9 protein-coding genes are annotated in these 12546 nt (G+C 67.8%); all 9 read left to right on the forward strand.

The features are described 5' to 3' along the window. The first annotated feature begins 180 nt into the window (after nt 1-180). The 9 genes from OHA10_RS25055 (at nt 181) to OHA10_RS25095 (ending at nt 12545) form a co-directional block, all read left to right on the forward strand. On the forward strand, nt 181-1581 hold the full coding sequence (locus OHA10_RS25055; RefSeq protein ID WP_371401196.1) for a 3' terminal RNA ribose 2'-O-methyltransferase Hen1: 1401 nt from the start codon (nt 181-183) through the stop codon (nt 1579-1581). Continuing rightward, complete coding sequence (locus OHA10_RS25060) at nt 1578-4100, forward strand: polynucleotide kinase-phosphatase (protein WP_371401197.1); 2523 nt, start codon at nt 1578-1580, stop codon at nt 4098-4100. Before OHA10_RS25055 ends, OHA10_RS25060 begins: the two co-directional genes overlap by 4 nt. A 78-nt stretch (nt 4101-4178) precedes the next feature. Next, nucleotides 4179-6038: a glycoside hydrolase family 127 protein gene (locus OHA10_RS25065; RefSeq protein ID WP_371401198.1), complete on the forward strand. Its 1860-nt coding sequence runs from the start codon at nt 4179-4181 to the stop codon at nt 6036-6038. Beyond that, on the forward strand, nt 6035-7729 hold the full coding sequence (locus OHA10_RS25070; RefSeq protein ID WP_371401199.1) for an ABC transporter substrate-binding protein: 1695 nt from the start codon (nt 6035-6037) through the stop codon (nt 7727-7729). The genes OHA10_RS25065 and OHA10_RS25070 overlap by 4 nt, the downstream gene beginning before the upstream one ends. Beyond that, nucleotides 7726-8670, forward strand: coding sequence for an ABC transporter permease (locus OHA10_RS25075; RefSeq protein WP_371401200.1), 945 nt, complete (start codon nt 7726-7728; stop codon nt 8668-8670). The genes OHA10_RS25070 and OHA10_RS25075 overlap by 4 nt, the downstream gene beginning before the upstream one ends. Beyond that, nucleotides 8667-9650 (forward strand): ABC transporter permease, encoded by a 984-nt coding sequence (locus tag OHA10_RS25080; protein WP_371401201.1) that lies wholly within the window; start codon nt 8667-8669, stop codon nt 9648-9650. Before OHA10_RS25075 ends, OHA10_RS25080 begins: the two co-directional genes overlap by 4 nt. Then, nucleotides 9647-10450: an ABC transporter ATP-binding protein gene (locus tag OHA10_RS25085; RefSeq protein ID WP_371401202.1), complete on the forward strand. Its 804-nt coding sequence runs from the start codon at nt 9647-9649 to the stop codon at nt 10448-10450. The genes OHA10_RS25080 and OHA10_RS25085 overlap by 4 nt, the downstream gene beginning before the upstream one ends. After that, the gene (locus OHA10_RS25090) at nt 10447-11271 is read left to right on the forward strand and encodes an ABC transporter ATP-binding protein (protein ID WP_371401203.1); all 825 of its coding nucleotides are present in this window, start codon (nt 10447-10449) and stop codon (nt 11269-11271) included. The genes OHA10_RS25085 and OHA10_RS25090 overlap by 4 nt, the downstream gene beginning before the upstream one ends. Then, complete coding sequence (locus OHA10_RS25095) at nt 11268-12545, forward strand: alpha/beta fold hydrolase (protein ID WP_371401204.1); 1278 nt, start codon at nt 11268-11270, stop codon at nt 12543-12545. Before OHA10_RS25090 ends, OHA10_RS25095 begins: the two co-directional genes overlap by 4 nt. Nucleotide 12546: the final 1 nt, after the last annotated feature.

A 12546-nucleotide genomic window follows, 5' to 3' on the forward strand; every position in this document is an offset into this window, starting at 1 on the left:
TCCTTTCCCCGTAATAGCGTGCTTGGGCTCTCGCCACAAACCGGGGACATGTACCGACTGTCAGCGGGGAAGGACGGTCTGTAGCGACTCATCTTCTCAACACAAGCTAGATCCAAAGGGCCGAACACGCCAGCCCTCAATCCGCGTGTCTCATTCCTCGACCCGTGATCGAATAGCGCGGTGTTCCTGACGCTTGGTACCGATCTGACCGGAGTAGCCGCGCCTGCGAGTGATTTCGGGTTCCTGTTGCACAAGAACCCGGCCCGGCCGCAGGCGATCGACGTGACCGGCGGAACGGCCCATGTGTTCTACCCCGAGGCCACCGACGAGCGGTGCACGGCCGCGGTGATGCTCGAGATCGACCCGATCGGGCTCGTGCGCTCCGGCCGTGGCAAGGCAGCGGAAGGATTCACGCTCGGCCAGTACGTGAACGACCGCCCGTACGCCGCGTCGAGCCTGCTCGCGGTGGCGCTGGCGAAACTGTTCCGGACCGCGATGAACGGGCGCTGCGATGCGCGTCCCGAACTGGCCGCCCGCGAGATCCCGCTCGAGATCCACGTCCCGGCGCTCCCGTGCAGCGGTGGCTCCGAGCTGGCCGAGCGCCTGTTCGCGCCGCTCGGATGGGACGTCGACGCGCGCCCGGTGCCGCTCGACCCGGAGATCCCGGCCTGGGGCGATTCGCGGTACGTCGACCTGCGGCTGACCGGCCTACTGCGGCTGGCCGATGCACTCAATCACTTGTACGTGATGCTGCCTGTGCTGGACGACGCCAAGCACTACTGGGTCGGCTCCGACGAGGTCGACAAGCTGGTCCGGGCCGGCGAGGGGTGGCTCGCCGCGCATCCCGAGAAGGAACTGATCTCGCGTCGCTATCTCGCCCACCGGCGGTATCTGGCTGATGCGGCTCTCGAGCGACTGGCCGAGGTCGATGGGGTGGAGCTGGCTGACGAATCGTCGGACGAAGGCTCGGTGTCGCTGGCGGTCGAGCGCCGTGGCGTGGTTGCCGGTGTACTGCGTGAGCTCGGCGCGCGGCGGATCGCGGACGTCGGCTGTGGTGAGGGCGCGCTCGTCGGGGAGCTGCTGAAGGACCCGATGATCGGCGAGCTGATCGCGACGGACGTCTCGGCCCGGGCACTGATCGGGGCCAAACGACGGCTGCACTACGACGACCTGCCCGACCGTCAGCGCGACCGGTTGCGATTCCTGCAGTCGTCGGTCACGTACTCCGACGAGCGGCTCGCCGGGCTGGACGCGATCGTGCTGATGGAGGTCGTCGAACACGTCGACCCGCCCCGCCTGCCGGCCCTCGCGCACTCGGTCTTCGCCGCCGCCCGCCCCGGAGCGGTCGTGATGACAACCCCGAACAGCGAGTACAACGTGCGCTTCCCGTCTCTCCCCGCCGGCAAGTACCGCCACCCCGACCACCGCTTCGAGTGGACCCGTACCGAATTCGAAACCTGGTGCCACGACGCAGCCGCCCGCTACGGCTACGTGGTCGAGTTCCGCCCGGTAGGACCGGTCGACCCCGAGGTGGGTTCGCCGACCCAGCTCGCACTGCTCCGACGGGAGGATGCCCGATGAAGATCGACGTACCAGCGCTCTCGCTCGTGGTCCTCGTCGGCGCCAGCGGCTCTGGCAAAAGCACCTTTGCGCGCAGGCACTTCCTTCCGACCGAGGTGATCTCGAGTGACTTCTGTCGCGGGCTGGTGTCCGATGACGAGAACGACCAGGCTGCGACGAAGGACGCCTTCGAGGTCCTGAACTTCATCGCCGGCAAGCGGCTCGCGGCCGGTCGGCTGACCGTCATCGACGCGACCAACGTGCAGCCCGAGGCGCGCAAGGAGCTCGTGAATCTGGCCCGCGAGTACGACGTACTCCCGGTGGCGATCGTCCTGGATCCGCCGGAGCGGGTGTGCATCGAGCGGACCGAGCAGCGCGCCGACCGGCAGTTCGGCGCGAAGGTGATCACCCGGCAGCGCTCGCAACTGAAGCGCGGCCTGCGCAGCCTCAAACGTGAGGGCTTCCGGACCGTCCACGTGCTGAACACCGTCGACGAGATCGATGCCGTCAGCATCGAGCGGACCCGGCTCTTCAACGACCTCAAGGACCGGACCGGTCCGTTCGACATCGTCGGCGACGTCCACGGCTGCCGCCCCGAGCTCGAGCAACTGCTCACCGACCTCGGCTACGCGATCACCCGCGACGACACCGGCCGGCCGGTCGACGCCGTACACCCGGATCGTCGTGCGGTGTTCGTCGGCGACCTCGTCGACCGCGGTCCCGACAGCCCCGGCGTACTGCGTCTCGTCATGGGAATGGTTGCCAACGGCAACGCGTACTGCGTACCGGGCAACCACGAGGACAAGCTGCTCCGCGCGCTTCGCGGCAAGAACGTGAAGATCAGTCACGACCTCGAGACCACGCTCGAGCAGCTCGCACGGGAGCCCGCCGAGTTCCGCGACGCGGTGGCGGAGTTCATCGACGGGCTGATCTCGCACTACGTGTTCGACGGAGGCAAGCTGGTCGTCTCGCACGCCGGGCTGGTCGAGCGGATGCACGGTCGCGCGTCCGGCCGGGTCCGCTCGTTCTGCCTGTACGGCGAGACGACGGGCGAGACCGATGAGTTCGGGCTACCGGTCCGGTACCCGTGGGCGAACGACTACCGAGGCCGCGCAACGGTGGTCTACGGCCACACCCCGACGCCGGAGCCGGAGTGGATCAACAACACGATCTGCCTCGACACGGGCTGCGTCTTCGGTGGGTCCCTGACCGCGCTGCGCTACCCGGAGCGCGAGCTGGTCTCGGTGAAGGCCGCCGAGGAGTACTACGCGCCGGCCAAGCCGTTGCACGTAGCAACGGCCCCCGACCGCGAGCCCGACGTACTCGAGCTGACCGATGTCACCGGTCGCCGCGTCATCGAGACCGCGACGCACGGGCGGCTGAGTGTCCGCGCCGAGCAGGCCGGCGCGGCCCTGGAGGTAATGAGCCGGTTCGCGATCGATCCGCGGCACCTGCTGTACCTGCCGCCGACGATGAGCCCGGTCGCGACCTCGCCCGAGCCGGGGCTGCTGGAACACCCGCGGCAGGCGTTCGAGGCGTACCGTGCGCAAGGTGTCACCGAGCTGGTGTGCGAGGAGAAGCACATGGGTTCGCGCGCGGTCGTGCTGCTGACGCGGGACGACGACGTGGCGGAGAAACGGTTCGGTCTCGCCGGCCGGGGTGCGATCCACACCCGCACCGGCAGGTCGTTCTTCGACGCGGACCTGACCGACGAACTCCTGCTCCGCCTGCGCCGAGTCGCCTCCGACGCCGGGATCTTCGCGGAGCTCGACACGTCCTGGGTGCTGCTCGACGCGGAGCTGCTGCCCTGGAGCGCGAAGGCCGAGGACCTGCTCCGCAACCAGTACGCCGCCGTCGGCGCGGCCGCCCGTACGTCGTTGCCCGCAGCAACGGCCGCGCTACGGTCCGCCGTCGACGCCGGGCTGGAGGTGGGCGAGCTGCTCGCGTCGGTGGAGCGCCGTACGACGAACGCCGCCAAGTTCACCGAGGCGTACCGGCGGTACTGCTGGCCGACCGACGGACTCGACGGAGTCCGGTTGGCGCCGTTCCAGGTGCTCGCATCCGAGGGAGCGACGTACCAGGACCGGCCGCACGCTTGGCACCTCGATGTCGCCGACCGGATGGTTGCGGCAGGCCCGGAGCTGATCACGCAGACCCGGCGGCTGTTCGTCGACGCGGACAACTGGGACGCCGGGATCGCTTGGTGGGAGGAGCTCACCGGCGCCGGCGGAGAGGGAATGGTGGTGAAGCCGGCCGCGAACCTGACCCGTACCGCGAAGGGTCTCGCCCAACCCGGCCTGAAGGTGCGCGGGCAGGAGTACTTGCGGCTGATCTACGGTCCCGACTACACCGACCCCGCGAACTTCACCCGCCTTCGCGACCGCAATCTCGGCCACAAGCGCTCACTCGCGCTCCGCGAGTACGCCCTCGGCCTGGAGTCTCTCGACCGAGCCGCCCGCGGCGAGCCGCTGTGGCGCATCCACGAATGCGTCTTCGCCGTCCTTGCCCTCGAATCCGAACCGATCGACCCACGCCTCTAGCAGGTTGATGGTTTCCGGCGTGTAAACGTCTGGCGTTATCTCTTGGCAAGGTGTGACATTGCACTTAAGGTCAGTGCAATGTCACACGGTACTGAGGTGAAGGTCGAGTTGACCGGCGGGCTGTTGCACGCCTGGCAGCGGCGGAACCGGGAGGCCACGATCCCGCACGCGATCGCGGAGCTGCGGAAGGCCGGCAATCTGGAGAATCTCCGCCGGCTTGCCGATCCGTCGGTCGGTCCGTACCGCGGGCGGTACCCGTTCCTGGACACGGATCTGTACAAGACGCTCGAAGGGCTCGCCTACGAGGTCGACCGGGCGGCGGGTGCACGGGAGTTCTTCGACGAGGTCGTCGGACTGCTCGAGCAGGCGCAGGCCGAGGACGGTTACCTGAACTCGTACTTCCAGGACCCGGACCAGCCCAAGCAACCGTGGTCGGATCTTGGTTGGGGACACGAGCTGTACAACCTCGGTCACCTGATCCAGGCGGCCGTGGCGGCTCAGCGTCAACTGGGTGACGACCGGCTGCTGACGATCGCCCGCAGGTTCGCGGATCTTGTCGTGCGCAAGTACGGCGAGCACGGCGAGGAGGTCGTCGACGGTCATCCCGAAGTCGAGATGGCGCTGGTCGAGCTTTATCGGGAAACAGGTGACGAGGACTACCTGACGCAGGCACGGCTGTTCGTCGATCGCCGCGGGCAGGGCAAGCTCGAGCACACGATCTTCCCGGGCGAGTACTTCCAGGACCACGTCCCGTTCCGCGAGCTGCCGTCGGTCACCGGGCACGCCGTACGGATGGCCTACCTCGCAGCGGGCGCGACCGACGTCTACCTGGAGACCGGCGACGAGACGTTGCTGACCGCGCTCGAGCGGCTCTGGGAAGACATGGTCGCGACCAAGTTGTACCTGACCGGCGGGCTCGGCAGCCGGCACTCCGACGAGGCGATCGGCGACCGGTACGAGCTGCCGTCCGAGCGTGCGTACGCCGAGACGTGTGCGGCGATCGCCACGATGCAGTGGGCCTGGCGGATGTTCGTTGCCACCGGCAAAGCGTCGTACCTCGACGTCTACGAGACCGTGCTCTACAACGCCTACGCCGTTGGGCTTTCGGCGGACGGTACGGCGTTCTTCTACGACAACCCGCTGCAGCGGCGTCCGGACCACGAGCAGCGATCCGGTGCCGAGGACGGCGGCGAACTGTTGCGGCGGGCGTGGTTCGGCTGCCCGTGTTGCCCGCCGAACATCGTCCGCTGGATGTCCGAACTGCAGGACCACGTCGCGGTCGCCCGGGACAGCATCTTGTACGTCGGGGTGTACGCGGACGCCCGCATCACCGCAGGCGATCTGACAGTCAGCGTCTCCACCAGCTACCCGTGGGACGGTGAGATCACCCTCACGGTCGAGGATGCGCCGGCCGGGGAACGCGCGATCGGGCTCCGGATCCCCGCGTGGGCGACCGAGGCGACGCTCGCCTTGCCCGGTGCCGACGAGGCGCCGGTGTCGGGGGACGACGGGTGGGTCACCGTCCGACGCACCTTCGTTCCCGGCGACGTCGTGCGACTGACGTTGCCGATGGCACCCAGAGCGCACGGTTCGCACCCGCATCTGGATGCCACCCGTGATGCGATCGCGGTGGCTCGCGGTCCGTTGGTCTATTGCGTCGAGCAACAGGACACCACCGCGCCGGTGGACGACTTGTTGCTGACGGCAAGAGCCGTTGGTACGGCGACCGCACGGCAGCAGGACGACCACGTCGTGCTCGAGCTGACCGCGGGGGTCGCGCCGGAGCCGGCGAAGGAGCTCTATCCCGTCAGCACCGAAGCAAGCAATGAATCCGCCGTAGCAAGGGTGCCGGTGACGTTCGTCCCGTACTTCCGGTGGGGAAACCGTCAGGCCTTGGCCATGCGTGTGTGGCTGCGAACCGAAAGAGAAGGCTCATGAAGAGAACGTCAATACTTGTCGGGCTGGTGGCATCGGCCGCGCTCACCTTGAGCGCGTGCGGTGGCGGCACGTCCGGAACCAGCGGCCAGTCGGCCGGTCCGGGCGCCAAGGCCGAACAGGGCGGCACCTTGCAGGTGCTCGCGAACGCAGCCTTCTCGCACCTCGACCCTGCGCGCGGCTTCGACGGCGGCGTCAACAACTTCTACCGGTTGATCTACCGGACGCTCACCACCCAGGGCGCCGCACCAGGTGCCGAAGGCACCAAGATCGTCCCGGACCTGGCCACCGACACCGGCAAGCCGAGCGACGGCGGCAAGACCTGGACCTTCACGCTCAAGGACGGATTGTTCTTCGAGACCGGCGCGCCGATCACCAGCGCGGACGTGAAATGGGGCGTCGAGCGCGCCTGGGATCCGGAGATCGGCATCGGCTCGCCGTACGCCAAGCAGCTGATCGAGGCGCCGGCGTCGTACCAGGGTCCGTACAAGTCGGGTGACCTGGCGACGATCGCGACGCCGGACGCGAAGACGATCGTGTTCCACCTGAAGAAGCCGTTCGCGGACTTCGGCAGCGTGGTCGCGCAGAACACGTTCACCCCGGTGCCGAAGGGCCAGGGCGCGGGCAACCAGCTGGACAGCAAGCCGATCTCCTCGGGGCCGTACAAGCTGGCCGACTACAAGCCGGGTGCGTCGCTGAAGCTCGTCCGCAACGACAAGTGGGACAAGAAGACCGACAACGTCCGGACGGCGAACCCCGATGTCTTCCAGTGGACGTTCGGACTCGATCCCGCGACGATCGACGAGCGGATGCTCGCCGGCCAGGGTACCGACGCGGATGCGATCGCCGGTACGGTGCAGGCCGCCACCGTGGCCCGGATGCAGACGCCGCAGCTCAAGCAGCGGACGATGACCGGCATCAACGGCTGTACGACGTACATGGGGCTGAACACCACGAAGAAGCCGCTCGACAACGTCAAGGTCCGGCAGGCGATCAACCTCGCGGTGAACAAGCAGACCGTCCGGGACGCGGACGGCGGATCGGCGCTCGCCGAGATCGGGAACACGATCCAGCCGCCGACGATCACCGGCCGGGTGGACTACGACCCGTACCCGAGCCAGGACAACAAGGGCGATATCGAGGGCGCCCGCAAGCTGCTGACCGAGGCGGGTCTGCCCGGCGGCTTCACGATGACGCTCGACACCCGGGCGCAGCCGAAGATGCAGGCGATGGCGGTCGCGATCCAGCAGGCGCTCGAGCCGCTCAAGATCACCGTGAAGATCAACACGATCGACACCGCGACGTACTACGAGGTGATCGGTACGACGTCGCAGCAGCACGACGCGGCGATCACCGGCTGGTGCCCGGACTGGCCGTCCGGCGCGACCTTCCTGCCGCCGCTGTTCGACGGCCGCAACATCACCCCGAAGGGCAACACGAACCTGTCCCAGCTGAACGACCCGGGGGTCAACGCGAAGATCGACGAGATCTCCAAGCTGACCGACGTGAACGCGGCGAACGCGGCGTACGGCGAGCTGGACAAGCAGATCATGGCACTCGCGCCGGTCGTGCCGCTGCTGTACGAGAAGGTGCTGATGCTCGTCGGTAGCAACATCGGCGGCGCCTACCTGCACGACGGCTTCTCCGGCGGGATCGACCTGGTCTCGGTGGGCCTGAAGGACGCCGGGAAGTGACAACGACCCCGACCCTCGTCGAGCTCGAGGAGGCGGTGCCGGCGGCGCCGCCGACCTCGGGGCGGCGGATCCTCACCACGATCACCCGGGACAAGGGCGCGCTGGCGTGCCTGGTGTTCCTGGCGGTCGTGGTGCTGATGGCGGTCGCCGCCCCGCTGATCACGAAGCTCAGCGGGTGGGGGCCGTACCAGTTCGACTCGGCCGCGATCAACTCCGACCTCGGCGGCATTCCGCACGGCTCGCTCGGCGGGATCAGCGGCTCGCACTGGTTCGGCGTCGAGCCGCAGAACGGGCGGGACCTGTTCGCGCGGATCGTGTACGGCGCGCGGGTGTCGATCACGATCTCGTTGTCGGCGACCCTGCTGACCGGGATCCTCGGCGTGGTGCTCGGCATGCTGGCCGGGTTCTACCGCGGCTGGGTCGACCAGGTGATCTCGCGACTGATGGACTTCCTGATGGCGTTCCCGGCGCTGATCTTCATGATCGCGATCCTGTCGTCGCTGCCGGCGGGCAACCGGCCGGTGCTGCTGGTCGTGGTGATCAGCGTGTTCGGCTGGCCGTACCTCGCGCGGGTGATCCGCGGTCAGACGATGACGCTGGCCAACCGCGAGTTCGTCGAGGCCGCACGGGCGTCGGGCGCCAAGGACACCCAGGTGGTGTTCCGCGAGATCCTGCCGAACCTGCGCGGCTCGATCGTGGTGATGACGACACTGGCGATCCCCGGCTTCATCGGCACCGAGGCCGGCCTGTCGTTCCTCGGCGTGGGGGTATCGCCGCCGACCGCCTCGTGGGGCCAGATGATCGCGAGCTCGGTCAGCTGGTACTCGGTCGACCCGATGTTCTTCGTGATCCCGGGCGCGTTCCTGTTCTTGACGGTCCTCTCGCTGACCGTCCTCGGCGACAAGGTCCGCACGCTGATCGACCAGGGGGAGGCGGCATGACGCGATACGTCCTCGGCCGGCTCGGTAGCGTCGTACTGATCCTGCTGGCCGTCTGCCTGTTCACCTACCTCATCTTCTTCAAGCTGTCGCCGGATCCCGCGGTGATGATTTGCGGCAAGACGTGTACGCCGGACCGGATCAACTCGATCCGCGACGTACTCGGGCTCAACCAGCCGATTCTGACCCAGTTCTGGGAGTTCCTGCGCGGTATCTTCGCGGGCCGTCAGTACGGCTCGGTGCACTGTCCGGCGCCGTGTCTCGGGTACAGCTTCCAGACCAACGAGTCGGTGTGGAGCATGATCACCGCACGCCTGCCCGTCAGCATCACGGTCGCGGTCGGCGCCGCCGTACTGTGGCTGCTGGCCGGTGTCATCGGCGGCCTCGTCAGCGCGGTGAAGCAAGGCACATGGTGGGACCGTACGGCGATGGCGCTCGCGCTCGGCGGGGTGAGTGTGCCGAACTACGTGCTCGCGCTGCTGCTGCAGTACGTGCTCGTGGTGAAGCTGCAGGTCCTGCCGTTCCCGTCAGCCGTACCGTTCGCTGACAATCCGGTGCTGTGGTTCGAGTCCTACCTGATGCCGTGGGTCGTGCTGGCCGTCGGTTATGCCTGTCTGTACGCACGGTTGACCCGGAGCAATGTGATCGACACCTTGTCGGAGAACTATTTCCGTACTGCGCGCGCGAAGGGACTGAGCGGTGCGCTGGTCATGCGCCGGCATGCGCTCCGGCCCGCGTTGACGCCGATCACGACGATCTTCGGGATGGATTTCGCCGGACTGCTCGGTGGCGCGTTGATCACCGAGACCGTGTTCGGTCTGAACGGGATCGGCAAGCTGGCCGCCGACTCGATCGCCAAGAACGACCAGCCGGTGATCATGGCGGTGACGTTGCTGGCCGCGTTCTTCGTTGTCATCGGCAACGTGGTGGTCGACCTGCTGTACACCGCGCTGGACCCGCGGGTGCGGGTGGTGTCGTCATGAGCAACGAACTGTTCGTGGTCGAGGACCTCACCGTCACGCTGCCGACGAGTCGCGGTCCGGTCGACGTGGTGAAGAACGTGTCGTTCACGGTCGGCCGGGACGACACGCTCGGGATCGTGGGCGAGTCGGGATCGGGGAAGTCGATGACGGCACTCGCCGTCCTCGGTCTGCTTCCGCGCGGGGCGCGGACGTCCGGGAGCGTCCGGCTGGACGGCACGGAGTTGCTCGGCCGGTCGGACCGGGACCTGCGATCGGTGCGCGGCAACCAGATCTCGATGGTGTTCCAGGATCCGCTGTCGTCGCTGAATCCCTACTACACCGTCGGATTGCAGATCTCGGAGATGTACCAGACGCATCGTGGTGGATCGCGACGAGCAGCCCGGCAGGTCGCGATCGAGGCGCTCGAGCGGGTCGGGATCCCGGATCCGGCGCGGCGGGTCGACCACTACCCGCACCAGTTCTCCGGTGGCCAACGGCAACGGGTCATGATCGCGATGGCGCTGTGCTGCTCGCCGTCGTTGCTGATCGCGGACGAGCCGACGACCGCGCTCGACGTGACCGTGCAGGCGCAGATCCTGGAGCTGCTGGCCGAGCTGCAGTCGACAACCGGCACCGGGATGATCTTCATCACCCATGACCTGGCCGTGATCAGTTCGATCGCGCAACGCGTGCTGGTGATGCGGTCGGGCGACCCGGTCGAGTACGGGTCGGCGGAGCAGGTGTTCTCGGATCCGCGGCACGACTACACGCGGATGCTGCTGGACGCCGTACCCAGAATCGATGACGAGGTGGCCTCGTGACGTTGTTGGAGATTCGCGGCGTGACGAAGGAGTTCGTCACCCGGGGCGAAGGGGTGCGGGCGCGGAAGTCGGTGTTCACCGCGGTCGACGACGTGAGCTTCGAGGTCGAGCTCGGTGAGACGCTCGCGATCGTGGGGGAGTCGGGCAGCGGGAAGTCGACGACCGCGCGGATCGCGGCCCGGCTGCTGGAGCCGACGAACGGGTCGGTCGTCTTCGACGGGCAGGACGTGACCCGGGCCCAGGGCAAGGAGTTGGCGACGTTCCGGAACAACGTGCAGGTGGTGTTCCAGGATCCGTACTCGTCGCTGAACCCGCGGTACACCGTGGAGCGGATCATCACCGCGCCGCTCACCTACCAGGGGATCACGCCGGCCGGCGGGCGACGGGCGTTCACCCAGGAGTTGATGGAGCGGGTCGGGCTGAACCCGGATCACTACCGGCGGTACCCGGCGCAGTTCTCCGGCGGGCAGGCGCAGCGGATCGGGATCGCCCGTGCGCTCGCGGTGAACCCCAAGCTGGTGATCTGCGACGAGGCGGTGTCCGCACTCGACGTGTCGATCCAGGCGCAGGTGCTGGAGCTGCTGATGCGGCTGCAGCGGGAGAGCGGGTTCAGCTACATCTTCATCGCGCACGACCTGGCCGTGGTGCGGCAGATCTCGCAGCGCGTGGCGGTGATGAATCGCGGGAGAATCGTGGAGCTGGGGTCGCGGGACCAGGTGTTCGGCGATCCTCAGGACGAGTACACCAGGACGCTGCTGGCCGCCGTACCGCGGATCAACCCGGAATGGGATGCCAGACGCAGGCAGAAAGAGGCTTCATGACCAGCTACACGATTCCAGGTATGCACGTCCGCGAGCACACCGTCGACGTGCCGCTCGACTGGTCGAACCCGGGCGAGACGATCGCGGTCTTCGCGCGCGAGCTGGTCGACCCCACCCGCAAGAACGAGGACCTGCCGTGCCTGCTGTTCCTGCAGGGCGGTCCGGGCGGGAGGGGACCGCGGCCGATCGGTGTGACCGGGTGGATCGGGCAGGCCCTGAAGAAATACCGGGTCGTGCTGATGGACCAGCGGGGCACAGGCCGGAGTACGCCGGTCACCCGTCGGCGGATCGCGGCGATGTCGGCCGAGGAAGGCGCCGACTACCTCGCCTGTTTCCGGGCGGACTCGATCATCGCCGACGCCGAGCACCTGCGGAAGACCGTCTTCGGCGACAAGCCGTGGTCGACGCTCGGGCAGAGCTACGGCGGATTCCTCACGCTCACGTATCTGTCCAAGGCGCCGGAGGGTCTGACGGCGTGCTACGTGACCGGTGGACTGGCCTCGATCGATCCGTCGGCGGCCGAGGTCTATCGGCGTACGTATCCGCGGGTGGAGGCGAAGAACCGTGAGTTCTACAAACGCTATCCGCACAACGTGGAGCGGGTCGCCGCGATCGCGGACCGGCTGGCGGCTGACGACGTACGGCTGCCGGACGGTGACCGGCTGACGGTACGGCGGTTCCAGTCGCTCGGAATCGCCTTCGGGATGAAGCCTGGGTACGAGCGGATCCATTGGCTGATCGACGAGGCGTTCGCCGATGACGAGCTCTCGGACACCTTCCTGGGGCAGGCTCTCGACCTGTCGTCGTACCTCGGGGAGCCGCTGTTCGCCGCGCTGCAGGAGAGCATCTACGGATCCGGCGAGGGTGCGACCGGATGGGCGGCCGACGCGGAGCGGGCGCGGCGACCGGAGTTCGCCGAGGACGCGCGGCCGCTGCTGTTCACCGGTGAGATGATGTACCCCTGGATGTTCGAGGAGATCCGCGGGCTGCGGCCGTTCCAGGGCGCGGTCGAACTGATGGCGCAGCGTCCGAGCTGGCCGGAGTTGTACGACCTCGAGCGCCTCGCGGCGAACGACGTACCGGTGGCTGCCGCTGTCTACTTCGACGACATGTACGTCGACTCCGGGCTGCAGCTCGACACCGCCCGGCGGGTCGGGAACCTGCAGGCGTGGGTGACGAACGAGTACGAGCACGACGGCCTCGGGACGGACCGGGTGTTCGAGCGGCTCACCGAGTTGGTGGCGTCCGTCGGGGGTGGCATCCCGGCGCGATGAG

The sequence above is a fragment of the Kribbella sp. NBC_00662 genome (assembly GCF_041430295.1).
Classification (GTDB): domain Bacteria; phylum Actinomycetota; class Actinomycetes; order Propionibacteriales; family Kribbellaceae; genus Kribbella.

Coding starts and splice junctions, on each gene's coding strand:
- OHA10_RS25095 (WP_371401204.1), top strand. CDS start 11,268: ATGACCAGCTACACGATTCCAGGTATGCACGTCCGCGAGCACACCGTC.
- OHA10_RS25065 (WP_371401198.1), top strand. CDS start 4,179: ATGTCACACGGTACTGAGGTGAAGGTCGAGTTGACCGGCGGGCTGTTG.
- OHA10_RS25060 (WP_371401197.1), top strand. CDS start 1,578: ATGAAGATCGACGTACCAGCGCTCTCGCTCGTGGTCCTCGTCGGCGCC.
- OHA10_RS25080 (WP_371401201.1), top strand. CDS start 8,667: ATGACGCGATACGTCCTCGGCCGGCTCGGTAGCGTCGTACTGATCCTG.
- OHA10_RS25085 (WP_371401202.1), top strand. CDS start 9,647: ATGAGCAACGAACTGTTCGTGGTCGAGGACCTCACCGTCACGCTGCCG.
- OHA10_RS25070 (WP_371401199.1), top strand. CDS start 6,035: ATGAAGAGAACGTCAATACTTGTCGGGCTGGTGGCATCGGCCGCGCTC.